This window comes from Jeotgalicoccus saudimassiliensis (assembly GCF_000756715.1).
Classification (GTDB): Bacteria; Bacillota; Bacilli; order Staphylococcales; family Salinicoccaceae; genus Jeotgalicoccus; species Jeotgalicoccus saudimassiliensis.
Genome location: NZ_CCSE01000001.1, coordinates 1,434,126 through 1,458,102 on the forward strand (window position 1 = coordinate 1,434,126; position 23,977 = coordinate 1,458,102).

Genomic DNA, 23,977 nt, shown 5'->3' on the forward strand with positions numbered 1-23,977 from the left:
CCCGTCGGTGCCCGATTGGCTTCATCATCCTAGCATATTCAGTATAATAATCGCTCACCTCTAAGTACAGTACGTTATTGACGTGCTGTATTTTTTATTTATGCAACACAGTAGATTTTTGCAAGTAATCCACTTCGTATTTATCTGCTGACTTTCTAATAAAAGCCAGCATCTTTTCAGCCGGCACCTCTTCTTTTTTATAAGCTTCTTTTAAACGCATATATTCATTTTTCTCTGCAGCCGTACATACTTTTTTAAAATATCCCCACATATGATCAGCTGTATTGATTACAGAACCAGATTCCGGCGTAATTTTAAATGCATCATTAATCAATATTTCCAGCGTTTCTATTGAGATATCTTTTTTCAATTCTTCCCTGATTAAATTATAATGTTTTTGCGAATGCATCATAACTTTATATTTTTCTTCTGTCCACAGTTTTTCAATCATTCCACGCCGTTTCATCAGACCCCTTCTTTCCTTTACACTTTAATTATCTTGTACCCTTTTTCACGCAGCGATATATATCATATTGACATTCGGATATTATTGGCATAAACTTTCAGAGTGATAATGATTCTCAATACTCTTGAAGAATCATCTATATGAGAGGTGACTGTGTTGAACGCACTTGAAATAAATAATATAGCGGTTGGCTACCACAACCGTTCGGTAATAAATGACTTAAGTGTTACGATTCCAAAAAAAAAAATAACGACAATTATCGGACCGAACGGCTGCGGAAAGTCTACGCTGATAAAAACGGTTTCCCGTATATTAAAAGCTGAGAAAGGTACGATTTTACTCGATGGTAAAGCGATTAATACTCTGGACACTAGAGAGATCGCCAAGCAGATGGCGATTTTGCCGCAAACTGCAGAATCTCCGGGCGGGCTCACCGTTTTTGAACTTGTTTCATACGGTCGTTTTCCATACAGAAAAGCACTCGGTTCTCTAAGTAAAGAAGATTATAATTATATTAACTGGGCGATTGAAGTAACAGGCCTTGCAGATTTCTCAGATCGTGAAATCAGTGATATGTCAGGCGGCCAGCGCCAGCGTGTCTGGATTGCTATGTCTCTTGCACAAGGCACGGAAACACTCGTGCTCGATGAGCCGACTACTTATTTGGACCTCGCTCACCAGCTCGACATTCTGCTTCTCTTGAAGAAATTGAATATTGAAGAACACCGCACCATTATTATGGTTCTGCATGACCTGAATCACGCTTCAAGATTTTCTGATTATATGATAGCAATGAAGGATGGAAATCTTATTACAAAAGGCAATCCTGAAGAAGTAATGACACATGACAATTTAAGAACATTGTTTAATATCGAAGCCGACATTCAGAAGTGTCCTTACAGCGGTCACCCGATTTTCACTTCTTATCATTTAAGCAGTCAGGACAAAGATTATGAGTAAATTCAATTCTTCCTTAACTGATAAAGAACAAGTAAAAGAAGTTAAAAATTCTGCAAAACCTGTCCGCGGAACGGTTATCATCTCAGGCGGGATAATTTTTCTGCTGTGTGCGTTTTCAGTATCTATTTCACTTGGTGCAGCAGATATAAACTTATCAACAATATGGAATGCTTTGTTTAACTTTGACGGGTCTGTCACACAGCACCAGATAATATGGGAACTCCGATTCCCGCGTATTATCGGTGCAGCAATCGTTGGAGCGGCATTCAGTGTTGCAGGTGCATTAATGCAAGGGATGACACGAAATCCTCTTGCCGATTCCGGACTCCTGGGATTGAATGCGGGCGCAGTGATGATGCTCGCAATCAGTTTCAGTTTTTTTCCGGGACTGCCGTATGTCTATGTTGTACTGATGTCGTTTTTTGGCGCTGCACTTGGTGCAGGTATAGTTTACGGCATTGGTTCGATGAGCAGAAATGGTTTAACACCGCTTCGCTTAGTCCTGGCAGGGGCAGCTGTTACAGCATTACTTACTGCATTGAGTGAAGGTATCGCTCTGTACTTTAACGTCGGACAGGATATGGCATTCTGGTATGCCGGAGGCGTATCCAGCACACGTTGGAGTCATCTCGCGATAATAACGCCTATCGTTATTGTCATGTTATTTATAGCGATGCGTATTTCAAAATCTATTACTATTTTAAGTCTCGGGGAAGAAGTCGCCGTTAGTCTCGGGGAACGCACAGTCAGAACAAAACTGATCAGCGCAGGCGTTATAGTCGTGCTTGCCGGTCTTGCAGTTTCAGTAGTCGGTGCAGTCAGTTTTGTCGGCTTAATTGTCCCGCACTTGACCCGCAGGCTCGTCGGTTATGACTACCGCTGGATAATACCCGTCAGCGCCGTTGTTGGTGCAATTCTCGTTGTTGTTGCAGATTTATTCGCACGTACGCTGAATGCTCCTTTTGAAATACCAATCGGTGCACTCATTTCTTTAATCGGTGTACCATTCTTCTTATACCTTGCTCGTAAAGGAGGTAAGGCAATATGAATCAGTATAAACCCGCTGGTCTCATAAAAAAGCAGCGCCGTGCTGCAGTGGTTGCCAGTATTTTTATACTTCTTTTACTTGTTTTATTTCTCGTCAGTTTAAATACAGGTGTTATACGCATCGACCCGGTCACTGTAATAAAAACAATATTCGGCAGCGGCGAACCGCGTGATGAATTGCTGCTGTTTGAGTTCCGTCTGCCGAGAATTACCATTGCCGTACTCATCGGTATGGGACTCGCCGTATCTGGAGCCGTGCTTCAGGGGATAGTGAAAAACCCTCTGGCAGATCCCGGAATTATAGGAATCAATGCCGGGGCAGGACTTGCAGTGATGCTGTTTGTATCATATTTCTCAACTGAACTTGGAAACTCGGTATTTATTATGCCGTTTCTTGCGTTCATCGGTGCAGGCGCGGCGGCTGTTGTTATATATGCTTTCTCCTATAAAAAAGATGAAGGCGTATCGCCTATCCGATTAATACTTGTCGGTGTTGCAGTTGCTGCAGGTATTAGTGCATTGATGATTGTTCTGACCTTAAAACTCGACCCGAGAACATATGATTTCGTTGCCACCTGGCTTGCAGGGAGCATTTGGGGTTCAAACTGGAACTTCGTATTGGCCCTTCTGCCGTGGCTTGTGATTTTAATTCCATTTATCTATATGAAGTCACGAGTGTTAGACGTTTTAAACCTCGGCGATCATACTGCTGTCAGTCTAGGCATGAATCTCGAAAAGGAACGCCGAATTCTGCTTGCTGCAGCTGTCGGTCTCGCTGCAGCGAGTGTTTCGGTCAGCGGCGGTATCGGCTTTGTCGGGTTAATTGCTCCGCATATGACCAGAAGGCTCGTCGGCAATAAACATAAGTACGTCATTCCGATATGTGCGCTTATCGGTGCAGTGCTCGTATTAACCGCTGATACACTGGGCCGTGTCATACTTCAGCCTGCTGAAATTCCGACAGGTGTTGTTGTCGCGATTATAGGTGCACCTTACTTCCTGTACCTTTTAGCAAAATTAAATGATTAAACCAGTAATTATAATCCGGCTGTAAAGCAGCCGGATTATATAATAAACAGCCATTGAGAATTCATCTCAATTAGCTGAAAAAGGAGAAATATTATGAAGAAATTTTTAAGTTTTACACTTGCGCTGGCTCTGTCAGTAATACTCGGGGCATGCAGTTCAGAAGAACCTGCCGGTGAAGAATCATCAAAGGAAGAAACTATTACATATGAATCTGAATTCGGTCCTGTAGAAGTTCCGGAAAACCCGGAACGCATTGTTGCTTTAGCCTACGCCCCAAACCTTCATGCCCTCGATATTGAAATGTCAGGTGTTGATCAGTGGTCTAAAAATAATCCACTGTTCGAAGAAGACCTGGAAGGTGTTGCCGAGGTGACTGAAGCTGAACCAGAGAGTATCTTAGCTGAAAATCCTGATTTAATTATTGCAGGAGCCAACATGGAAAATCTGGAAGAGCTTGAGAAAATCGCACCAACCGTGACTTATACTTGGGGAAAATTAAATTATCTCGAACAGCAAATTGAGATAGGTAAACTCGTTGGTAAAGAAGATGAAACCCGTGCATGGGCAGAAGACTTTGAGAAACGTGCTGCAGATATCGGCAGTAAGATTAAAGAGAAGCACGGTGAAGATACTACCGTTACAGTGATTGAGACTGATGGCAAAGGATTTTATTTATTTGGCGAAGCATGGGGAAGAGGAACTGAAATTTTGTACCAGGCAATGGATTTAAAGATGCCTGAAAATGTACAGAAAGCTGTCTCATCTGATGGATATTATGAAATTTCACAAGAAGTCTTGGCAGAATATGCGGGTGACTACATTGTATTAAGCCGCGGTGAAGAGACGGACATGTCATTTACTGACAGTGAAGTATGGCAGTCGATACCCGCTGTACAAAATGACAATGTTATTGAAATTGATACTGCAGCATCCAGCTACAGCGATCCAACAACATTGGAATACCTGCTTGAAATATACAGCAAAGGTTTAATGGAATAAAAAATAATACGGTCCGGATTTCCTCATTTAAAGGTTCCGGACCGTTTTTTCTAGTTTTAAACTTAATCTATTTTCTTCACAAATTCAGACTTCAGATTCATCTGGCCGATACCCGGTATTTTACAATCAATGTCATGACCATCTTCCGGATCAACAAGTCTGATACCTTTAACTTTCGTTCCCTGCTTGATTACATTGGACGAACCTTTAATTTTTAAATCCTTAATTACCGTCACGGCATCTCCGTCATTTAATACGTTGCCGTTCGAATCTTTAACAAGTGCTGCCAGCGCTTCTTCTTCAGCTGACTCACTCGTCCATTCATGCGCACACATCGGACAAATTAACAAAGGGCCGTCCTCATAAGTATATTCCGAATTGCAGCTCGGACAATTTGGTAATGGTGTTGTCATTATAATCCTCCATATCACTGTATTAATTCAAAGATACCACATTTATTTATAAATAGAAGCCGGGGTTCTGATGAACTCCGGCTTCTTTCTTAATTATGCTTCTTTTACTTTCAGTACTTCATAGCCCAGTTTCTCAACGACATTTTTAAGTTCTGCTGCTGTTACTTTCTCCGGATCGTATTCCGCTTTCGCTTTGCTCGCATTAAATAGCAGCTTAGCTGATTCTACACCGTCTGTTTTCGTCAGTGCACCTTCTATTTTCTTAATGCATGTAGGACAACTCAATGTTTCAAGTTGCATTGTTACTTTATTCATAATATATTCCTCCCGGTTTTTTATTTACTTTTATCTCCTATCTTTATTATATCGGTAATCCGCCGATTAAAAATTGACCTGTATCAAGATTACGGTTTAAATTTTATTAATCTCATCGCGTTGAGTATAACAATCAGGACACTCGCTTCATGGGCAAACATTCCAATCGCCAGGTTAACGCCGCCCATCAAAACACCGACAAGAAGTAACGCTACTGTAACGAGTGCAATAATGATGTTCTGCTTCATGTTGCGCATCGTTCCTTTTGATAAAGATAATGCATGCGCATACTGTGAAAGTTTATCTGCCATTAATACTACATCAGCAGTTTCCATCGAAATATCCGTACCGCCTTTACCCATCGCAAGTCCAACATCTGCGGTTGCAATAGCTGGTGCATCGTTAATACCGTCTCCTGCCATAGAGATTATTCTGCCTTCCTCTTTAAGGCGTTTCACGTGCGTTACTTTATCTTCCGGCAGCAGTTCCGCATGGACCTCATCAATGCCGAGTTCGGCTGCGACTGCTGCAGCTGTATGACGGTTATCACCTGTCAGCATAACGATGTGTTTAATGCCGTTGTCACGCATCGTTTCCAGAGCTTCTTTTGCATCATCCCGGATTTTATCGGCAATAGATATTACCGCTGCAAGCTTCGAATCTATCGCTGCAAATACTGCAGTGTTTCCTTTCTTTTCCCGTTCAAGTGCATAAGCCTCAATATTGTCCGGTATATCAATACCGTTTTCCAATAACATCTTTCTGTTTCCTGCAATAATTGAATGATTATTTATATCTCCTTCGATACCTCGTCCCTTAACTCCGGATGCCTGCTGCATTGTATAAGCTGAAAGATCTGCCGTTTTCTCTGCATACTCAACTACAGCTCTCCCGAGGTGATGTTCCGATGCAGTTTCAAGCTTCCCTATCAAACCGGTAAGTTCGATCTCGTCTCCTTCAAACACTTTAAAGTCCGTAACTTCCGGACGACCTTTCGTTAATGTACCTGTTTTATCAAAAACCAGTGTATCGACTTTGGACAGTTTCTCAATAACTTCTCCGCCTTTAATAAGCGAGCCGTTTTTTGCACCGTTTCCGATGCCGGCCACGTTTGAAACCGGTGCACCGATAACCAGAGCTCCCGGACATGCGATAACAAGAAATGTAATTGCAAGATGAAGGTCTCTCGTAATGAACCAGACGATTACCGACAGTACTAAAACTCCGGGAGTGTAGTACTGTGCAAATCTGTCGAGAAATCGTTCTGCATTTGACTTACTGTCCTGAGCTTCTTCAACAAGTTCTATAATTTTAGAAAACGTCGTATCGTCTCCTACTTTTTCCGCTTCCATTTCCAAATATCCGGAATCCAGAATTGTTCCGCTCAGAACCTGATCACCGTTAATTTTTAATACTGGCACCGATTCCCCGCTGACAGCAGCTTCATTGACCTCTGCTTCACCGCTCAATACTTTACCATCTACAGGAATCATTCCCCCGGGCAGTATCGCTATTCTGCTGCCGACTTCCACATCATCTACATCAATGACTTTCCGACTGCCGTCTGCAAGTATTAAATTAGCCTCCTGCGGTGCCATCTCTGTCAGTTCCTTAATTGAAGTACGGGTTCTTTCAAGCGTTCTCGCTTCCAAGTAACTCCCGAACAGGAATAAAAATGTAACAATGGATGACTCAACATATTCACCGATAAACAACGCCCCTATAACGGCGATGGTTACCAGCAGTTCAATGCTGAAAAGTTTCATCCGAACCGCCTGATATGCCTTAATACCAATTGGCAGCATAGCGATAATTGTGGCTCCGATTAATGCAGCGTTTCCTGCATCAGTATAGCCGGAGAATCTTAATATAAGACCCGCTGCTATTAAAATAAATGCAATAAGAGTAATTTTATTTTCCTGTTTAAATATAAACCTAATCATTGTAGATCTCCTTCCTTCTTAAAAAATGTTTTCCGGTGTATCTTCATTTATAATGTTACAGTCTTTCGTCCATATAGAAATTGACCGTGGTCAAGAATACAAAAAAAGTTCCCGGAAACGGGAACTTTTAAGCTCTTATAATTTACTATAGAATATCGTAGGTCTTATTATTAATTTTCTTAATGATACCCTCATTTTCCAGCTTCTTGAACGTTCTTGTCAGTGTCTCCGGCTGCATGCTCAGATATGAAGCAAGATTCTTTTTTGTCATAGTTAATATGAGTTTATCGTTCTTTGTATGTGTACGAATGTATTCAATCAATTTTTCTCTGCTGTTTAACAGTGAAATATTAGTAGTCAGAGATTCGGAATCATTCAGTCTTTCTGCAAAGCTTTCAATGATTTTAATACTGATATCGGGGTATTTCTGCATCAGTCCGTAAATATCCTCGCGGTTAATGCGGCAGACTTCTGCATCTTCCAGCACTTCAGCGTAGGACTTGCTCTCTTCATCGGCACTGAACAATGAAAGTTCTCCGGTAAAGTCACTGTGACTCAGCACTCTGATTAACTGTTCCTCGCCATTGTCATTTAAACGGTAGATTCTCACCTTGCCTTTATGTATGACAAATAATGAAGAAGACCGGTCACCGGCCATAAAAAGATACTCGCCTTTTTTCATGTTCTGATGATTAATTCTCTGAAACACTTCTTCCAGTTCATCCATTTCAAGGTGGCTGAAAATCGGAACTCTGCTGACGCACCGTTCATGTCCCTGTAATTCCATGTTACTTCCCCTCCAAAGTGATTAATCTCGTTGCTACGATTATATCACGAGCAAATTTATAATATATAAATGTAAAATTCATGTTAAAATTGATGCTGATTACGTGAAGATTGGGGATACTTATGGCAAAACTCTACTATCGCTACGGTACAATGCAAAGTAACAAGAGCAACCAGATTATTACAACACATCATCAATATACGACTCAGGGGAAACGCTGCCTGGCTTACACAACACCGATTGATTCAAGAAGCGGGCATAAAAAAATTAAGTCCAGAGTCGGTCTTGAACTTGACGCTGAATATATAACAGATGATATTTTCGTCAGAGTAAAACAGGAACACGATAAAGAAAAAGTATATGCTGTTCTCGTCGATGAAGCACAATTCTTATCGAAGAAAGATATTCATAATTTAAGTGATATTCCGGACCTTCTCGGTATTCCTGTAATTGCTTTCGGCTTAAAGACGGATTTCAGAAATGAACTGTTCGAAGGCAGCCGCGTTTTACTTGAACTGGCTGATGCTATCGATGAGCTGAAAACAGTATGCCAGTACTGCAATAAAAAAGCGACTCTTAATATGAGACTCCGTAACGGCGTTCCGATTAACGTTGGAGAATCTATACAGATCGGCGACGAGGAATACGTTCCCGTATGCCGCAAATGCTATAAAGAACGTCTGGAACTGGTATAGTGAAATTATATATGACAACTGACACAGGAATCTTAAGGTTTCTGTGTTTTTTTAGCACGTAAATGTTTCCCGTGAAACTAAAACACTTTTCTATCAAGGAGGATATCTATGAAGATTACCAATAATGTTTTTAAAAGCACTTCTTTTGAAAATCCGCTTTTTAATAACTTCTCTGCAGATGTACTGACTGAAATTTTAAACTTTCACCAAACAGTACCCGGATATAAAGAAACACCCCTTTACAGTTTAAATGACTTCAGCAGCAGTACCGGCATTGGCAATGTTTATATTAAAGATGAATCACATCGTTTTGGTTTAAATGCATTTAAAGGACTGGGCAGTATTTATTCTGCTGCAGGGTATTTAAAAGAACGTCACAGCATTGAATTTTCAACTCTCGATGAACTGCTTGCTCAGCTGCAAGATAAAACACCAGAAACTTTTGTTACTGCAACTGACGGGAATCACGGTAAGGGAATTGCCTGGGCTGCACAGTTGCTTAAGCAGCGGGCACTTGTTTATATGCCTAAAAATACAAGAGAATCACGCGTCGAAGCAATTGAAGCATTAGGCGGTGAAGTGACTGTTACCGAGCTGAATTACGATGATACTGTCCGTTATGCAAGCAATATAGCGCATGAAAATAACTGGCAGCTTATGCAGGACACTTCATGGGATGGTTATGAGGATATTCCTTTAAAAATAATGCAGGGGTATTCAGCGATTATTTCGGAAATCAGAGTTCAGCTTAAAGACGACTTTAACGAACTGACACATGTATTTCTGCAGGCAGGTGTCGGCTCATTCGCAGGTGCCATGGCAGCTTCACTAATTCAATCTATGGATCATACAAATATTAAAATAGTGATTGTCGAACCGGATAATGCTTCTTGTTTATATAAATCTGCAGAACATACCAGCGGTAAACCGCAGAACGCCGGCGGTGACCTTCAAACTATAATGGCAGGATTATCTTGCGGAGAACCCAGTACACAGGGCTGGAGTATTTTAAAAGATTCAGCGGAAGCCTTCATACATTGCGGTGATGAGATCAGCCAAAAAGGTATGAGAAAACTTGGTTATCCGGCCGGCAAAGATGAGAAAATTATATCCGGAGAATCCGGCAGTGTGACCATTGGAACTTTACATGAAATCATGACAAATAATGATTTGAAAAATGTAAAAGAACAGCTTGGATTAAATAAAAAATCACGTGTTCTTCTAATCAATACCGAAGGTGATACAGATCCGGAAAACTACGAGAGAGTAATGAATGATTGTCATGGCATAAATGAAAAATAACGCTGTGCATCACTGCTCAAATCCCTTAATAATAAAGGAAAAACAAGGAGTAACGCTATGCGTTACTCCTTGTTTTATAATATTAACACCGCTATTGTAACGCTCTATCTTTCAGTTAATGTTACCTCTGGAATATATCTCAACTCAACAACATCACCATCTTCAAATGACATCGTAAACTCAGTCATGCCCCCATATTCTGCACTGCCCAGGGTATGTCTCGATTTATTAAAATCGGGATGTGCTGTCACTTCCAGTGATCCTGTTTCTTCAGTTTCAGGAAGACTGACATCATATACACCTGCAGGGAAATCTTCACCAACTACCCACTGACCGGAGAAAATAGTTTCTACAGGTGCCGTTTCATACGGCGTAAAATTCATACTTTCTATATAATCTATTTCAATTGAATAGCCTTCATCTTAAAAAACAGCAAACTGAGTTACACGTTCTTCTCTGCCTTCTGTTCCGCCATCAATTGTCTCACCGAGAATTCCTCTATCTTCTGCGTCTGTAACATAAACACTCCCATAACCCGAATCGGCTGTAACAACGTATCTGCCGGGCTCAATATCTTTACCGACGTCATGCACACCTTCATCAAGTGTAACGGCTTCGCCCTGATTCATTAAATGACTGTAATCCAGAGTTTCAATTTCTTCAGTTTCACCAGCAGTATCAGTACTTGTTTCGGTGTCGTTTTCTGTGTCCGTCTCAGTATCGCTATCGGCAGTTTCTTCACTAGTACTCGTGCTGTCTGAACCCAGCCAGCCGTTAATTTCATCAGCAAGCTGATCAAAAGGGTCACTGCACGCGCTTAAGATAATAGAACTAAAAAATAATACAGATAGTAATTTAATTCTTCTCATTCTCACTCACTCCATTCACAATTTCGTAACATTTTCTTAAGTATAAAATTTAAGAGTACGAATAGCAAACTGATATATTTTATAACTAATTACTCCTTTCTTTGTTATAATGTTGGAAATTACACAGGAGGCGGTCTTATGATTAAACCCGGTAAATTACAGCGCGGTGATACGGTTGCACTCATCTCATTATCGAGTGGACTCGCAGGCGAAGAAGATATACGATGGAGAACTGAACAGGGAATCGAACGGCTGGAAAATGTTTTCGGCTTAAAAGTGAAAGTAATGCCCCATGCTTTGAAGGGCCTTGATTACGTTTATAACCACCCTGAGAAAAGGGCTGAGGATTTAAATGACGCTTTAAGAGATGATTCTGTTAAGGCCATCATCTGTGCAATCGGCGGCAATGAAACTGTACGTATTCTGCCATTTATAGACACTGAGGCACTTAAAAATAATCCAAAGATATTCACAGGTTATTCCGATACTACAACGAATCATCTATTCTTTTACAAATATGGCATATCGACTAGTTACGGTCCTGCTCTGTTAACCGATTTTGCTGAGAATATCGCAATGGATGATTATACTGTCGATTCAATTAAAAAAACATGGTTTTCAGCGGAACCTATAGGCGAGATTAATACCTCTCCGCATATTAGAAAAATCGGGCTCAGCTGGAATGTTAAAAATAAAAATACCGAACGTCCAAAAGACAATAATCCTGGCTATGAAAGCATCGGAGGTTCTGGTAAAGGCCGCGGACATTTAATCGGCGGCTGCCTGGAAGTCTTTAACAATTTGCGCGGCACTAAGTATTTTCCTGAATTAAATAATTTTAAAAATGCCATACTGTTCTTTGAAACATCTGAATGTTATCTCGACCCCGAAATATTTGAAGATTATTTGCGCGCTATGTCTGTTATCGGCATATTTAAACATATAAACGGTATTGTTATCGGTCGACCTCAGGATGGACGATATTATACTGAATACAAAGAGGCATGGCGGCGTATACTCACTGAAACTGGACGAAGTGACCTGCCGGTGCTGTATAACGCAAGCTTTGGTCACAATGAACCGAAATGCATTATTCCATATGGTCTCGAGGCTGAAATAGATACTGACAATCTCACCTTTAAAATATTAGAAAGCGCCGTGACAAACTAAAAATCCGAAGAGATATCTCTTCGGATTTTTCACATTAAATATGATAAAAATGCTGTTGCAATTCCAAAATAAATTAACAGTGACAATATATCATTAATGGTTGTAATCAATGGACCTGAAGCCACTGCCGGGTCAACATTTAATTTATTTAAAATAAGCGGTATAACTGTTCCCGCAATTGTTCCTATGATTAAAGTACACAATAATGATACACCTATAACCATTCCTAATATCAGACTGTTCTGCCACAGGTAGGCAATGATAAATATAAGCAGTCCGCATGTGAGACCGATATATATACCTACCTTTAACTCTCTTACTAAAAGATTTATGACCTGTTTTGTATTGATTTTTTCTTTAGCCAGTCCTCTGATGACTACAGCCAGTGACTGGGTTCCAGTATTACCTGTCATACCTGCGACCATCGGCATAAAGAATGCTAATGCAACGACTTCTTCCAGTGTTTCTTCAAAGCTTGCAATAATACTGCCGGAAACGATACCGATAAACAGCAGAAGTATCAGCCAAGCTAATCTTCTTTTTGCTGCAGTGACAGGCTTGGTATTGAAATCTATTGATTTTCCCGATGCAGAAAACTTTTCAATATCTTCTTCAGCTTCCTGATACACGACATCCAAAATATCGTCAATCGTAACAATACCGAGCAGTTTTTCATGTTCATCAACGACTGGAATCGTCACAAAGTCATAACGCTGAATCATTCTTGCTACTTCTTCCTGATCCATTAAGGCATCAACTTTTAAAATCCTTGTCTGCATAATATCTGCAATTTCCGTCTGCATATCTGCAAGCAGCAGTTCCCGGTAAGATACTATTCCTACAAGTCTTTTATCGTCATCAATGACATACAGATAGTTTAAGTACTCGGCGAGTTCTGCAAAATGTTTCAATTTATCGACCGCTTCACGAACCGTATAAGATTGATTAATCCAAACCATCTGGTTGTTCATTATTCTTCCGGCTGTTTCCGGCGGATAAGCCAAAATATTTTCAATATCGGCAGAGAGCGCTTTATCTAAATATGACAGCACTTCTGCAGACTTTTCTGCTCCCAGCTGGCTCAGCATGGATACGAGATCATCATTGTTCATCTCAGTCACTGACAGAGAAACTTTTTTCCAGTCCAAGGTTTTAATTACTGCAAGCTGGTTTTTCCCATCGAGCTCAGACAATAGATCTGCCAGCAGAGGAATTGAAATAAACTCAAGAAATATTTCTTGTTCATCGGAAGAAAGTTTTATAAAAATACGTGTTAAATCATATTTCTGTAAATCTTTTATATTCTCAAAAAATGCTTCCTTGTCCTGTTGCTGAATAGTATATGTAACGCTGTGAACAAGCTGATTTAAATTTTGAACCATTCTACTCAGTCTCCTCAGCTAAAGCAGTATATTTTTATTTTCCAAACGCTGTGAGATCGCCTGCACAATAAATGCATCATCCAATAAACCGACCGGCAATAAATAGTCCGGCAGCAAATCTGTTGTTACTATAAAATAAAGTAAAGCTGCTCCAATAAGTATTTGATCCCTGGTATGACCGTGTCCATTTATAAAATGAGCGTACATTGCTTTGAGCTGTTCCACATATTTACCAATACCCGCGGTTTCTTTCATCTTAGTGTCAAACTCTGCAACTATCTTCTCTTGACCTGCTGCTGTCTGGCTGTAAGTTTCAAAATTCGAAATTTCCTGATTCACACGCTCAAATGAAATACTTTCATTAACGTCAGTCAATTCCTCTGCTATTTTCTGCACTGCTTCCCACGTTTGTTCAAGGTCATCTTTAACAGGTTTCCCATACCCCGCAAGCTCTAATAAAAAATCAAAGTCCACTGATAGACTCTCCGATAGTTTTTGAAGGTGATTTAAGTTTACCTGACGCTTGCCATTCATAATTTTAGACAATGTTGCATGGTCGATATTTACAAAAATGCTGAAGCGCCTTAGAGACATACTGCGCTTATCCATTTCATTTTTCATAAACTGATAGAGTCTATTCTGTCTTTCCATAAAATCACCTTTCTTGCTAATATTCAATATCATGAATACTATTATAATGGTGACAATATGTCAACATCATGTTAAATTAGATAATCTACTATAAATAAGTCAAAAAGAAAGAAGCATGATTATGACAAAAAAATTGCTTATTACAGGGATATCATTTTTAATACTGTACATCTTCATTGCTGTCAGTGTCATGACTGCCAGCGGTTGGGTAAACCATCTTGATCTTTACTTTATCGAAGCCATACAGAGTACTGTCACTGACTCAAGGGCAGCGGTCATCCTAGTGATGACAGAAATCGGCGGAACCGAGGCAATTGTTGTCCTGACCTTGATTGTTACTGTGTCATTGTTTATTAAAAAAATGTATACAGCTGCCCTTTGGTTTGGCCTGACTATTTCACTCAGTCCGGGTGTTCTCGTACATTTAATGAAACCTGTTATAGGCAGAGAACGTCCTGAATTTCTAAGACTAGCTGCAGAGTCCACATACAGCTTTCCGAGCGGTCATTCAACCGCTTCAACTGTTTTTTACGGCATGCTTGGTCTGATACTGATTCTGTCAGTTCAAAAATTATGGAAGAAGATTATTATCGCTTTTATAACAGTTACAATTATTTTATTTGTGATGGCTTCCAGAATATATCTCGGCGTGCATTTCCCAACAGATGTACTCGCAGGATTCTCTTTCGGGGCGGCAACTGTGCTATTGTCACTCAGCTTATATCATCTGGCACTTCCAAAATTCAGCCAGTGGCTTCGTAGTAAAGATATTACTGATAAAAGTCTGTCATTATTCCAATAAAAAAGCATTGCCAATTACGGCAATGCTTTTTGCTGTCTTATTCAGGGAATGTTACATTTTCAATTCTGACGATTCCTACCGGGTCTAGTTCAACACCGTCTACAAGTGTATTGTTTACACCGACACCAAGCTGACCGTAGTATAACGGTGTAATAGGCAGATCTTCCATTAATATTTCTTGTGCTGTTGCATATGCTTCAACACGTTCGTTCTCATCAGAAGTCTGCTGTCCTTCTTCTAAATAACCATCAAGCTCAGGATTAGAGTAATTCCAGCGGTTTCCTGACCCGTCCTGTGAGTCTGTATGGAACATCGGGTACAGCCCATAGTTTGGATCCCCTGTCACTGTAATCCACTGAAGCATGAACATATCATGGTTACCTTGATTAGCCATATCTAAAAACGCACCAAATTCATATTGTTCAATCTTTACATCGATGCCGATTTCTCCTAAAGATTCCTGCATTATTAATGCGATATCTCTATTTTGTTCTGAATCCGATGTCCAGATAGTAGTATCGAAACCGTCAGGCATGCTGGAATTAGCCATATATTCTTTTGCTAAATCCAAATCAAATGCCACTTCTTCCATGTCTTCATTGTGAGCGAAAACAGAGGGCGAAATATGATTTTTTGCATGGATACCGCGGTTATCCAGCACGCCGCTTATAATTTGCTCTCTGTCCAGAGCATGTGATATTGCCTTTCTGACATTTTCATCGTCAAAAGGTTCTTTTGTATAGTTGAATGCAAGGTAAGTCATTGATAAGCCGTCCTGGTCAATAATGTCTGTTGATTCATGATCTCGGACTCGGTCCATTGATGACGGATCTACAGTATCTGTAATGCTGATACCTCCTGTTTCCAACTCAGCCAGACGCGATGAATTCTCAGGGATAACACGATAAGTAACTGTATTAAATTGACGTTCTCCACCGTGGAAATCCTCAAATTTTTCTAAGACAATTTCGTTACCGGGTATGCGTTCCTGTAACTTCAAGTGACCTGTACCGTCCGGTTTTTCAGAAATAACAGCACCGACATAGGTACCGATGTCTTCCGAGACAGCTTCAAAGTCTGTACCTCCTTGTTCACGCAAGTCATAATACTCTTCCAGAGTGACGTCCGAGCCTGCTTCATCTAAAGCATTTTGATAGTCTTCATCGATAACTTCTTTACTTAAAATACCTGCTGTATTGTGTGCAAGATGACTCGGCAGCGGTGTAAATGGATAATCTGTTGTTAAAACAATTTCATAGTCATCTGTAATCTCAATATTGTTAATCATCTCGAACATAAATGCAGCTGATGAACCTACTGAAGGGTCGACTACACGTTCAAGTGTCGCTTTAACATCTTCAGCAGTAAACTCACTGCCGTTATGAAAAGTGGCACCTTCTTTAAGACCGAGTGTCCACTTATCCCCATCCTGTTCAAATGAAGTAGCAAGACCTTCTGTTAATTCTAAATCGACTGTTTGTTCAATTAAAGTATCGTAAATCTGAGTTCTCAGCTGCGCGGAGGGTATATCATTCGATACGTGAGGATCCAGTGATACTGCTTCACTAATCATCCCAATCACTAAATCTCCCCCGCCGGATTCAGCTTCCGTATCCCCTTCAGCCGCTTCATCCACATCACTGTCGTCCGTACAGGCCGCAAGTACTAAAAGCATTGTAAAAAGCATTAATAGCCACAATTTCTTTTGCATAAAACACTTCATCCCCTTTATATGTATACGCTTACAAACCAGTATACCTTTCGGGAATCGAAATGACAATCTGTTTTTTTAAAGATTCTGTTAATTTAGCGTTGGAGTTGTGCGGCTGCTTTTATAAATGCTCTGAATATTTTCTTTGATGCTTCGTCTACTAAATAAGTTCCTTCGGGATGCCACTGAATACCGATAACAAAATCGTGCTGAGCACTCTCCACCGCTTCGACAATTCTGTCGTCTGTCATTGCAGAAACTTGCAAACCCTCCGCCGGGTATTTGTTTGCCTGATGATGAAAACTGTTTGTCCTAATTTCTGTCTCACCGAGAATCTCATGAAGTTTCGTACCTTCTATAATGTTAACTTTATGGGATAAATAATCTTTCGCAGCATCCTGGTTATGCTTCATCGTACTGTCGCCGTGCTGGGAATAGATATCCTGATACATCGTGCCGCCCTGCTGCACATTTAATATTTGAGCTCCCCGGCATATACCGAGAATCGGCTTGCCTGCTTCAAGGGCATATTCTATCAGTTTCATTTCATAGAGATCACGCCCTGGTTCTATCGCACCCATTTTCTGATGCGGACTTTCTCCAAAAAATGAAGGCTCAATATCATCACCGCCTGATAGCAGCAGTCCGTCAATATTCTCTATCTGCTTTTTAATTAATACGTCGTCTTCTACCTTAGCCAGTATTACCGGTACACCTTCTTCACCTGCTATCGCAATACTGTAATTCTCAGGCAGCCTGAGTCCGTCATTGCTTATAAACGTTGTTACACCAATAACCGGGTTAGTCATATACTCTCTCCTTACATTTAGCATTTCCCTTAGATTTTATCAGAATATTTAAAACTTAACACTAAAAAGAAAAACAGCAGTTTATTTACCTGCTGCTTCTACAAATCTTCTTATAATATTCTGAGAGGATTCATCAGTATGATAACGCTCCTCAGGGTGCCACTGCAGTCCGATAACGAAGTCGTGCTCAGTACTCTCTATCGCTTCTATAATGCCGTCGTTTGTTTTGGCAGCAACTTGGAATCCCGGTGCGACTTCATTTACCGCCTGGTGATGGTTGCTGATTGTAAATATTTCTTCCTGTTTAACAATATCGTACATCTTACTATCTTTTTTAATATTCACTTTATGAGTGAAATGCTCTTTGCTGTCATTTCTCTGGTGTTTAATCAATTCTGTACCTTCTTCTATCTGACTGTAAATATCCTGGTATATCGTTCCGCCCTCGTGAATATTCAGCATATGTGAACCGCGGCAGATGCCGAGAACTGGTATGTCTCTTTCCAAAGCGTAATCGATAAGTTTCCATTCATACTCATCACGTTCAGGTTCTATATTACCTAGTTTCTGATGCGGATCCTGATCATATAATGCCGGATCCACATCATCGCCGCCGGTCAGCAGCAATGCATCTATATTCTCAACTTGCGCTTTAATTAAATCTTCATTCTCAATTTCAGGTAGCAGCACCGGAACCCCATGTTCTCTGCTGATGACATCTATAAATCTCTTAGGGACTTCCTGATTGTTTTTACCGATAAAAGTTGTGATTCCTATAAGCGACTGCTTCATAATGATTACTCCTTCTATATTCAATTCTAAACTCAATAGCTATATATAGCCGGATTCAAAAGTTTTTAATCATTTTGAACATAAAAATTAAAAAAAGGCATCTCCGGAATGGATATGCCTTTTTACTGTATTATTAATGTTTGTTCAGCCATTCTTTACCTGCAACGAGCGCTTCCTGAGGAAGTGTATGCCCGTTCACCCAGATATGCGTTACATCGGCGTTACGTTCTTCAAACAGTCTGATTACTCTTTCACTTTCAGACTCTGGTACTATAGGATCTCCTTTACCTAATGACAGGAATACTTTAACATCGCTGAAGTCATGTTTTTTCTCAAGGTCTGTTGGATATAATGGGGCAAACAGCATTGCTTTTTTAAATTTTTCTTCCTGCTGCAGCATTAACTGAATTGCAATATTCGAGCCGTTTGAGAATCCGACGAAGATTACATCTCTTAACTTAAAATCGTGTTCTTCCGCTTTGTCTGCAATAAATTTATACAGTTCGTTACCGCGGAATTCAAGGTCTTCCCAATCATAGTTTCCTTCGCCGAGACGGCGGAAGTAGCGGTTCATACCATTTTCTTTTACGTTACCGCGAATGCTGAGAACATTATACTCAGGATTTAAAGCTTGTGCCAACGGCAGTAAATCTGTTTCTGTTCCGCCTGTACCGTGAAGTAAAACAAATACCGGTGCACCTTTTTTATTCTCGTTATAAATATGTTCCATAAATTATCGCTCCTAAAAATTATTTGGGTCTTTCTATCGTAAACATCCGGCCGATTTCTGCGTAATCATTGCCCGCCAGTCTGCTGACCGCGCCAAGCTGTTCTACATCAACATAGCCGTTTTCAGCATTATACACTGACTCATCCAGATGAAAGTGTTCAATTTTTAAAAACAGGACGTCAGTTGTCGGCTCATCACCGTCATAAATAACATGCCTATCATAAAGCGTAGTCTCAAATCTTGCTTTCGCTTCTTTTAAACCCGGCACTTTTATCGATTCAGATTCAACCGGGGTAAAGTCGGCATAGTTCAATTCACTGTCTTCCGGTGCAAGCTGTGCTGCTGTAATATTAGCAAGTTCCACATTCGACATATCAACAACGTGAACGACCGCTTCTTTACCGGACATAATATTTCTCGCTGTATCTTTCGGTTCGCTGCTGATTCTCTGCACTGCAATCGACAGAATCGCCGGTCTGTAAGTGACAATATTGAAATAGCTGAACGGTGCCACGTTAACGACCCCGTCTGCTGATTCCGTTGATACTAATGCAATAGGTCTCGGTACAACCGTGCCGATCAGTATTTTATTTTTCTCTTTAGTAGTTAAATCATCTTTTGAAAAGCTGAACATGATATATCGCCCCTTAAAGGTTTAGCTTCGGCATTGTTCTTTCGTACTCTTCTCTTTTGTGCTCGTACTGCGGCGGAAGCTGCATAGAAGAGCCAAGTTCTGATTTATCTTCATCTACATCGAAGCCCGGTTCATCAGTCGCGAATTCAAATACAACATCGCCCCGCTCGCTCGTATATATCGATTTAAAATAGTTTCTGTCTCTGACTTCAGTAACACCGAAATTCTTGCTTTGAAGTAATATCTGCCATTCTTCTAAAACTTCCAGGTTCGGTACAGACCATGCAATATGATGTACTGTTCCAATACCAAAGCTGCCTCTAGGTTTTGGCGGAAGCTCAGTGACGATATGATGCTTCTCTTCACCGGCCGTTTCAAAGTGGTAGTTTCTGTCATTAATATTCAGTTCAGTTAAGCCCATTGTACGCACTAGTAATTCTTTTGTGCCGTCAGGGTTACCCGATAGTAAAACAGCGCCGTGGAACCCGATAATATCCTTTGTATCGGCTTCACTGTCACCTTCTACTAAAGCGAGCTCAAGTCCGTGAACGTCGTCAAACTGCAGTGTATCTTTACCGAAAAGCTTTGTATGTTCAGTTTTGATATTTTGTTCTTTCAAATGATTTTCCCATTCAGTCATGCTGCCTTTAGGAATTCTAAAAGCTATTCTGCCAACTTGTCCGCTGCCTTTAACTCCCGGTCTGTCGACAACCCAGTTAAAGAACGTAATAATTGTTCCCGGACTGCCGTCATAGTCTCCAAAGTACAAATGATAAACTCCCGGATCGTCAAAGTTTACTGTCTGTTTAACAAGTCTCAGTCCAAGTACATCTCTGTAAAATTTTATATTTTCATTAGGATCACCGACAATTGCTGTAATGTGATGAATTCTTTTAATTGCTTCCATTTATAATCTTCCCCTTTATTATTTACTTCTTGTAGTATCAAACGGTCTGATTGCTGCTTCAATCTGTGCGCGTTTCGGCTCTAAAAACGGCGGCAATGCAAGACTTTCACCTAATGTTTCGTACGGCTCGTCTCCCATGAATCCAGGTCCGTCTGTAGATAATTCGATTAGAATATGGCCGACGCGTGCATATAACGCTTCAAAGTAGAAACGGTCTATAAGTCCCGAGTTGCCGATACCCATCTTGCGGTATTTATCTTCCCACGCTGCAAGTGCTGCGTGATCTTCAACTCTGAATGATACGTGGTGTACTTCACCGTAACCCTGACGTCCTTCAGTACCTTCATCTTTACGAAGAATAACTTGACCGCCGTTACCGCCTTCGCCGACATCCAAGAGTGTTACATTCTCTTCTTCAAGAACCGGTTTCATTCCGTAAACTTCCTGAAGAACTTTTTTGAAATCATCGTAATAGCTTACTGTAATCTCAATCGGACCAAGTCCGTATACTGCTTTATCTTCTGGTACAGGACCGTTTTTCCACGGTTTACCAGGCGCTACACCGTCGTTATTTTCATCCGAGAATAACTGATAGCGCTGACCGTCAGACTCTTCAAACGGCAGTATTTTTTTACCGAACAGTTCTTGAATACCGCTATGCGTTACACCATTTTCTTCAAAGCGGTTTAAATAATATTCTAAAGCTGCATCGTCTGGGACTCTGAGACCAGTTCTTGAAATTGAGTTTGTGCCTCTCGACCCTTTAGGATTATTAGGGAAGTCAAAGAATGTCATATCAGTGCCCGGTGATCCTTCGTCATCTGCAAAAAACGTATGATAAGTCTGAATATCATCCTGGTTCACTGTTTTCTTAACTAAACGCATACCGACAACTTCCGTCATAAATTTATAATTCCTCATCGCATTGTCTGTCATTGCTGTTACATGGTGTATCCCTTTTAAATTTTCATTAGTCATAATATCTTCCTCCGGTTTTTATTTGAGTAAACTTTCAGCGTGCAGCCCGATTCTTTTTAATAGATTAATTGCATCTTCTACTTCATGGTCATCCCACTCATCAAATATCGTATTGATGAGAGCCTCCTGTTCTACGACTCTTGTATCCATATACTGTTTACCATCTTCTGTAATGCATGCAAACATTACTCTTCTGTCTTCGGGACAGGGATTTCTGTATAAAAAACCTTTCTTTTCAAGCTTATCTATAATGTAGGTAATACTGCCGCCGCCCATCAGTATTTTTTTGCCGATGGACTGGATAGGCTGATCTCCTTTGTGATACAGCAATTCCATCACTGCATATTCATTAAGGTTAATTTCTTTCTTTAAAAAATCCTGTTTAATAAGTTTTTGTACGGATTGCGAGGACTTTATAAAAACAGTAAATGCTTTTATACGTGCTTCTTTTTCATTCATGTCTGCACCTCCTTCAATTATTTCAGTTTTAAGTATATTAAATTTAATCTATATATAGTATAATACTTAGATTCCGAAATATCAAGCGTTATATATTACCTCTGATATACTGTATGTTATCTGAATATTTATTGTATTCGAATAATAGTTATGCTAATGTTATGAAAAAATTACTTTTCTATATAAAGAGGGTTTGAAATGATTGCACTGAGAGAATTAACGACGATAAAAGATCTTGAACAGCTTGAAAAAATAGAACGGAATGTCTGGGATATGCCGCCGCTGCCAATACATCAAACGCTGACAGCAGTTAAAAACGGCGGCATAATTATCGGTGCCTTTGACAAGAAGGAAATTATAGGTTTCAGTTACGGTTTTGCCGGTTTTAAAGACAGTCAAACATATCTTTGCTCCCATATGCTCGGGATAGAAGAAGAATATCGTTCCAAAAAAATAGGGGAACAGCTGAAAAGACAGCAGCAGGAAATAGCGATTAGAAAAGGCTATTCAGAAATACACTGGACATACGATCCGCTGGAAACACGTAATGCATATTTGAATTTAACTAAGCTGAAGGGTATATGCTCTGTTTACATGGAGAATGCTTACGGAGAGATGAAAGACGGTTTGAACAAAGGACTGCCATCCGATCGTTTCGAAGTTCATTGGCATATATCAAGCGGGCATGTTAGAGAAGCTGAAACTGTAAATTACAAAAATGCAGTGCCGCTCAACGAAGTAAATATTAACAATGGTCTTCCTTCCTGCACTGTGTTTCACGAGGAACAATTGACCGAGGATATTTACGGCTTTGAAGTCCCTAAGGATTTCCAGCATATAAAATCTGAAAATCAGGAAATTGCAATGGAATGGAGAATGCTGACACGAAAGATATTTCAGGATCTTTTTAGAGCAGGATATGCTGCAGTACATTTAATTCCCGGGAAATATACTGCAACCTACATATTTGTAAAAGAGAATACATTAAATCTTGGAGGACATAAATAATGAAAATTGAACATATCGTTATCAGACATTTGGAAATGGATATGAAAGCACCATTCACAACCAGTTTTGGAACATTTGACAAAAAAGAGTTTTTACTTCTTGAAGCAATTGATGCGGATGGAACAATCGGCTGGGGTGAATCGGTAGCGTTCAATGTGCCTTTCTACAGTGAAGAAACAGTAAAGACGAACTGGCATATGCTGGAGGACTTTTTAATCCCGCTTATTTTACATAAGGAAATCATCCATCCAAGTGAAGTTAATGAGATTTTCTCAGCTATCCGCAAAAATAATATGGCTAAGTCTGCTCTGGAAGGTGCAATTTGGGATATTTACTCTCAGCAGACAAACCAGTCATTAGCTCATGCTCTTGGCGGCACAAGAAAAAATATCGATGTCGGCATCAGTATCGGCATCCAAAATTCTATTGAAGAACTTGTGGACATCGTGGCCGGTTTCGTTAAGGAAGGCTATAAACGCATCAAAGTTAAAATTAAACCGGACTGGGACGTAGAAGTGATGCGCACGCTGCGTAAAACTTTTCCTGATGTTGCAATTATGGCTGATGCTAATTCTGCTTACAGGCTGGCAGATACTGAGTTATTAAAACAACTGGACGACTTTGATTTAATGATGATTGAACAGCCTCTCGCTTCAGATGACATTATCGACCATGCTCAGTTGCAACAGGAACTGGCAACACCGATCTGTCTCGATGAAAGTATTCACTCCCTTGAAGATGCAAGAAAAGCTGTAGAGCTCGGCAGTACTAAAATTATCAATATTAAAATCGGACGTGTCGGCGGTTTAACTGAAGCTGTTAAAATTCACGATTACTGCAAGGAAAATAATATTCCTGTCTGGTGCGGAGGCATGCTTGAATCAGGTGTTGGAAGAGCACATAACGTTGCACTGACCACTCTTGAAAACTTCACTTTACCGGGTGATACAGCCAGTTCCAGCCGCTACTTTGAAAAAGATATTATCGAACCTGAAGTCATCGCAGAAAATGGTTCTATCGAGGTCCCGGAAACTGCAGGCATCGGTTATACAGTTAATCGCGATACTGTTGAATCCTACACCGTTGCAAAAAAAGAATATAAATAAAACAAAGGAACGA

The 23,977-nt window shown here is 40.3% G+C and carries 27 protein-coding genes; 10 read left to right on the forward strand and 17 right to left on the reverse strand.

Going from position 1 to position 23,977, the window contains the following annotated elements; genetic code table 11:
- Nucleotides 1–94 precede the first annotated feature (94 nt).
- Complete coding sequence (locus RZ44_RS07110; protein WP_035809874.1) at nt 95–466, reverse strand: YbgA family protein; 372 nt, start codon at nt 464–466, stop codon at nt 95–97.
- Nucleotides 467–622: 156 nt separating this feature from the next.
- Between RZ44_RS07110 and RZ44_RS07115 the strand changes: the two genes are divergently transcribed.
- The 4 genes from RZ44_RS07115 (at nt 623) to RZ44_RS07130 (ending at nt 4,501) form a co-directional block, all read left to right on the forward strand.
- Nucleotides 623–1,426 carry an ABC transporter ATP-binding protein gene (locus tag RZ44_RS07115; RefSeq protein ID WP_035809876.1) on the forward strand — a complete coding sequence of 268 codons (804 nt, stop codon included), beginning with the start codon at nt 623–625 and terminating at the stop codon, nt 1,424–1,426.
- Entirely contained in the window at nt 1,419–2,474 is a 1,056-nt protein-coding gene (locus tag RZ44_RS07120; protein WP_035809880.1) for a FecCD family ABC transporter permease, read from the forward strand. The genes RZ44_RS07115 and RZ44_RS07120 overlap by 8 nt, the downstream gene beginning before the upstream one ends.
- Nucleotides 2,471–3,502, forward strand: a complete 1,032-nt coding sequence (locus RZ44_RS07125) for a FecCD family ABC transporter permease (RefSeq protein ID WP_035809884.1) — start codon at nt 2,471–2,473, stop codon at nt 3,500–3,502. Before RZ44_RS07120 ends, RZ44_RS07125 begins: the two co-directional genes overlap by 4 nt.
- Nucleotides 3,503–3,595: 93 nt before the next feature.
- Nucleotides 3,596–4,501 (forward strand): iron-hydroxamate ABC transporter substrate-binding protein, encoded by a 906-nt coding sequence (locus RZ44_RS07130; protein WP_035809886.1) that lies wholly within the window; start codon nt 3,596–3,598, stop codon nt 4,499–4,501.
- Nucleotides 4,502–4,563: 62 nt separating this feature from the next.
- Here RZ44_RS07130 and RZ44_RS07135 read toward each other — a convergent pair whose 3' ends face one another.
- From RZ44_RS07135 to RZ44_RS07150, 4 genes are all read right to left on the reverse strand, one after another.
- Nucleotides 4,564–4,914 carry a zinc ribbon domain-containing protein YjdM gene (locus RZ44_RS07135; protein ID WP_035809888.1) on the reverse strand — a complete coding sequence of 117 codons (351 nt, stop codon included), beginning with the start codon at nt 4,912–4,914 and terminating at the stop codon, nt 4,564–4,566.
- Between the two features lie 93 nt (nt 4,915–5,007).
- The gene (locus RZ44_RS07140) at nt 5,008–5,229 is read right to left on the reverse strand and encodes a heavy-metal-associated domain-containing protein (RefSeq protein ID WP_035809890.1); all 222 of its coding nucleotides are present in this window, start codon (nt 5,227–5,229) and stop codon (nt 5,008–5,010) included.
- 89 nt (nt 5,230–5,318) lie between these two features.
- Nucleotides 5,319–7,172 carry a heavy metal translocating P-type ATPase gene (locus RZ44_RS07145; protein ID WP_035809891.1) on the reverse strand — a complete coding sequence of 618 codons (1,854 nt, stop codon included), beginning with the start codon at nt 7,170–7,172 and terminating at the stop codon, nt 5,319–5,321.
- 145 nt (nt 7,173–7,317) lie between these two features.
- The gene (locus RZ44_RS07150) at nt 7,318–7,959 is read right to left on the reverse strand and encodes a Crp/Fnr family transcriptional regulator (RefSeq protein ID WP_035809897.1); all 642 of its coding nucleotides are present in this window, start codon (nt 7,957–7,959) and stop codon (nt 7,318–7,320) included.
- Between the two features lie 122 nt (nt 7,960–8,081).
- Between RZ44_RS07150 and RZ44_RS07155 the strand changes: the two genes are divergently transcribed.
- Together RZ44_RS07155 and RZ44_RS07160 are read left to right on the forward strand one after the other, a co-directional pair.
- Nucleotides 8,082–8,654, forward strand: coding sequence for a thymidine kinase (locus RZ44_RS07155; RefSeq protein WP_035809899.1), 573 nt, complete (start codon nt 8,082–8,084; stop codon nt 8,652–8,654).
- A gap of 108 nt (nt 8,655–8,762) precedes the next feature.
- Nucleotides 8,763–9,956 carry a diaminopropionate ammonia-lyase gene (locus tag RZ44_RS07160; protein ID WP_035809900.1) on the forward strand — a complete coding sequence of 398 codons (1,194 nt, stop codon included), beginning with the start codon at nt 8,763–8,765 and terminating at the stop codon, nt 9,954–9,956.
- 104 nt (nt 9,957–10,060) lie between these two features.
- Here RZ44_RS07160 and RZ44_RS07165 read toward each other — a convergent pair whose 3' ends face one another.
- Together RZ44_RS07165 and RZ44_RS07170 are read right to left on the reverse strand one after the other, a co-directional pair.
- Complete coding sequence (locus RZ44_RS07165; RefSeq protein ID WP_035809901.1) at nt 10,061–10,339, reverse strand: hypothetical protein; 279 nt, start codon at nt 10,337–10,339, stop codon at nt 10,061–10,063.
- Nucleotides 10,340–10,378: 39 nt separating this feature from the next.
- Complete coding sequence (locus RZ44_RS07170) at nt 10,379–10,825, reverse strand: hypothetical protein (protein WP_035809903.1); 447 nt, start codon at nt 10,823–10,825, stop codon at nt 10,379–10,381.
- Nucleotides 10,826–10,963: 138 nt separating this feature from the next.
- Here RZ44_RS07170 and RZ44_RS07175 point away from each other — a divergent pair, with 138 nt between their 5' ends.
- The gene (locus tag RZ44_RS07175; protein ID WP_035809905.1) at nt 10,964–11,995 is read left to right on the forward strand and encodes a S66 family peptidase; all 1,032 of its coding nucleotides are present in this window, start codon (nt 10,964–10,966) and stop codon (nt 11,993–11,995) included.
- A gap of 29 nt (nt 11,996–12,024) precedes the next feature.
- Here RZ44_RS07175 and mgtE read toward each other — a convergent pair whose 3' ends face one another.
- Complete coding sequence (mgtE, locus tag RZ44_RS07180; protein WP_035809907.1) at nt 12,025–13,377, reverse strand: magnesium transporter; 1,353 nt, start codon at nt 13,375–13,377, stop codon at nt 12,025–12,027.
- 18 nt (nt 13,378–13,395) lie between these two features.
- A complete protein-coding gene (locus RZ44_RS07185) occupies nt 13,396–14,028 on the reverse strand; it encodes a DUF1232 domain-containing protein (protein ID WP_035809910.1) in 633 nt (210 codons plus the stop codon).
- Nucleotides 14,029–14,149: 121 nt separating this feature from the next.
- Between RZ44_RS07185 and RZ44_RS07190 the strand changes: the two genes are divergently transcribed.
- A complete protein-coding gene (locus RZ44_RS07190) occupies nt 14,150–14,830 on the forward strand; it encodes a phosphatase PAP2 family protein (RefSeq protein ID WP_074431641.1) in 681 nt (226 codons plus the stop codon).
- 37 nt (nt 14,831–14,867) lie between these two features.
- Here RZ44_RS07190 and RZ44_RS07195 read toward each other — a convergent pair whose 3' ends face one another.
- The 8 genes from RZ44_RS07195 to RZ44_RS07230 all read right to left on the reverse strand — a co-directional run bounded on the left by RZ44_RS07195 (nt 14,868) and on the right by RZ44_RS07230 (nt 21,850).
- The gene (locus RZ44_RS07195; protein WP_035809916.1) at nt 14,868–16,541 is read right to left on the reverse strand and encodes an ABC transporter substrate-binding protein; all 1,674 of its coding nucleotides are present in this window, start codon (nt 16,539–16,541) and stop codon (nt 14,868–14,870) included.
- A gap of 95 nt (nt 16,542–16,636) precedes the next feature.
- Nucleotides 16,637–17,350, reverse strand: a complete 714-nt coding sequence (locus RZ44_RS07200) for a gamma-glutamyl-gamma-aminobutyrate hydrolase family protein (protein ID WP_035809919.1) — start codon at nt 17,348–17,350, stop codon at nt 16,637–16,639.
- Nucleotides 17,351–17,431: 81 nt separating this feature from the next.
- Entirely contained in the window at nt 17,432–18,142 is a 711-nt protein-coding gene (locus RZ44_RS07205) for a gamma-glutamyl-gamma-aminobutyrate hydrolase family protein (protein ID WP_035809922.1), read from the reverse strand.
- 133 nt (nt 18,143–18,275) lie between these two features.
- The gene (locus RZ44_RS07210; RefSeq protein ID WP_035809924.1) at nt 18,276–18,872 is read right to left on the reverse strand and encodes an alpha/beta hydrolase; all 597 of its coding nucleotides are present in this window, start codon (nt 18,870–18,872) and stop codon (nt 18,276–18,278) included.
- A 19-nt stretch (nt 18,873–18,891) separates the two neighbouring features.
- Nucleotides 18,892–19,506 carry a flavin reductase family protein gene (locus tag RZ44_RS07215; protein WP_035809926.1) on the reverse strand — a complete coding sequence of 205 codons (615 nt, stop codon included), beginning with the start codon at nt 19,504–19,506 and terminating at the stop codon, nt 18,892–18,894.
- A 13-nt stretch (nt 19,507–19,519) separates the two neighbouring features.
- The gene (locus tag RZ44_RS07220; RefSeq protein WP_035809928.1) at nt 19,520–20,413 is read right to left on the reverse strand and encodes a VOC family protein; all 894 of its coding nucleotides are present in this window, start codon (nt 20,411–20,413) and stop codon (nt 19,520–19,522) included.
- An 18-nt stretch (nt 20,414–20,431) separates the two neighbouring features.
- Nucleotides 20,432–21,391 carry a ring-cleaving dioxygenase gene (locus RZ44_RS07225; protein ID WP_035809931.1) on the reverse strand — a complete coding sequence of 320 codons (960 nt, stop codon included), beginning with the start codon at nt 21,389–21,391 and terminating at the stop codon, nt 20,432–20,434.
- 18 nt (nt 21,392–21,409) lie between these two features.
- Nucleotides 21,410–21,850 carry a MarR family winged helix-turn-helix transcriptional regulator gene (locus RZ44_RS07230; protein WP_035809933.1) on the reverse strand — a complete coding sequence of 147 codons (441 nt, stop codon included), beginning with the start codon at nt 21,848–21,850 and terminating at the stop codon, nt 21,410–21,412.
- A gap of 198 nt (nt 21,851–22,048) precedes the next feature.
- Between RZ44_RS07230 and RZ44_RS07235 the strand changes: the two genes are divergently transcribed.
- Entirely contained in the window at nt 22,049–22,858 is an 810-nt protein-coding gene (locus RZ44_RS07235) for a GNAT family N-acetyltransferase (protein WP_035809935.1), read from the forward strand.
- Entirely contained in the window at nt 22,858–23,964 is a 1,107-nt protein-coding gene (gene menC, locus RZ44_RS07240) for an o-succinylbenzoate synthase (protein ID WP_035809937.1), read from the forward strand. The genes RZ44_RS07235 and menC overlap by 1 nt, the downstream gene beginning before the upstream one ends.
- The last annotated feature ends 13 nt before the right edge of the window (nt 23,965–23,977 follow it).

Coding starts and splice junctions, on each gene's coding strand:
- RZ44_RS07110 (WP_035809874.1), bottom strand. CDS start 466: ATGAAACGGCGTGGAATGATTGAAAAACTGTGGACAGAAGAAAAATAT.
- RZ44_RS07120 (WP_035809880.1), top strand. CDS start 1,419: ATGAGTAAATTCAATTCTTCCTTAACTGATAAAGAACAAGTAAAAGAA.
- RZ44_RS07125 (WP_035809884.1), top strand. CDS start 2,471: ATGAATCAGTATAAACCCGCTGGTCTCATAAAAAAGCAGCGCCGTGCT.
- RZ44_RS07130 (WP_035809886.1), top strand. CDS start 3,596: ATGAAGAAATTTTTAAGTTTTACACTTGCGCTGGCTCTGTCAGTAATA.
- RZ44_RS07135 (WP_035809888.1), bottom strand. CDS start 4,914: ATGACAACACCATTACCAAATTGTCCGAGCTGCAATTCGGAATATACT.
- RZ44_RS07140 (WP_035809890.1), bottom strand. CDS start 5,229: ATGAATAAAGTAACAATGCAACTTGAAACATTGAGTTGTCCTACATGC.
- RZ44_RS07145 (WP_035809891.1), bottom strand. CDS start 7,172: ATGATTAGGTTTATATTTAAACAGGAAAATAAAATTACTCTTATTGCA.
- RZ44_RS07150 (WP_035809897.1), bottom strand. CDS start 7,959: ATGGAATTACAGGGACATGAACGGTGCGTCAGCAGAGTTCCGATTTTC.
- RZ44_RS07155 (WP_035809899.1), top strand. CDS start 8,082: ATGGCAAAACTCTACTATCGCTACGGTACAATGCAAAGTAACAAGAGC.
- RZ44_RS07160 (WP_035809900.1), top strand. CDS start 8,763: ATGAAGATTACCAATAATGTTTTTAAAAGCACTTCTTTTGAAAATCCG.
- RZ44_RS07165 (WP_035809901.1), bottom strand. CDS start 10,339: ATGAATTTTACGCCGTATGAAACGGCACCTGTAGAAACTATTTTCTCC.
- RZ44_RS07170 (WP_035809903.1), bottom strand. CDS start 10,825: ATGAGAAGAATTAAATTACTATCTGTATTATTTTTTAGTTCTATTATC.
- RZ44_RS07175 (WP_035809905.1), top strand. CDS start 10,964: ATGATTAAACCCGGTAAATTACAGCGCGGTGATACGGTTGCACTCATC.
- mgtE (WP_035809907.1), bottom strand. CDS start 13,377: ATGGTTCAAAATTTAAATCAGCTTGTTCACAGCGTTACATATACTATT.
- RZ44_RS07185 (WP_035809910.1), bottom strand. CDS start 14,028: ATGGAAAGACAGAATAGACTCTATCAGTTTATGAAAAATGAAATGGAT.
- RZ44_RS07190 (WP_074431641.1), top strand. CDS start 14,150: ATGACAAAAAAATTGCTTATTACAGGGATATCATTTTTAATACTGTAC.
- RZ44_RS07195 (WP_035809916.1), bottom strand. CDS start 16,541: ATGCAAAAGAAATTGTGGCTATTAATGCTTTTTACAATGCTTTTAGTA.
- RZ44_RS07200 (WP_035809919.1), bottom strand. CDS start 17,350: ATGACTAACCCGGTTATTGGTGTAACAACGTTTATAAGCAATGACGGA.
- RZ44_RS07205 (WP_035809922.1), bottom strand. CDS start 18,142: ATGAAGCAGTCGCTTATAGGAATCACAACTTTTATCGGTAAAAACAAT.
- RZ44_RS07210 (WP_035809924.1), bottom strand. CDS start 18,872: ATGGAACATATTTATAACGAGAATAAAAAAGGTGCACCGGTATTTGTT.
- RZ44_RS07215 (WP_035809926.1), bottom strand. CDS start 19,506: ATGTTCAGCTTTTCAAAAGATGATTTAACTACTAAAGAGAAAAATAAA.
- RZ44_RS07220 (WP_035809928.1), bottom strand. CDS start 20,413: ATGGAAGCAATTAAAAGAATTCATCACATTACAGCAATTGTCGGTGAT.
- RZ44_RS07225 (WP_035809931.1), bottom strand. CDS start 21,391: ATGACTAATGAAAATTTAAAAGGGATACACCATGTAACAGCAATGACA.
- RZ44_RS07230 (WP_035809933.1), bottom strand. CDS start 21,850: ATGAATGAAAAAGAAGCACGTATAAAAGCATTTACTGTTTTTATAAAG.
- RZ44_RS07235 (WP_035809935.1), top strand. CDS start 22,049: ATGATTGCACTGAGAGAATTAACGACGATAAAAGATCTTGAACAGCTT.
- menC (WP_035809937.1), top strand. CDS start 22,858: ATGAAAATTGAACATATCGTTATCAGACATTTGGAAATGGATATGAAA.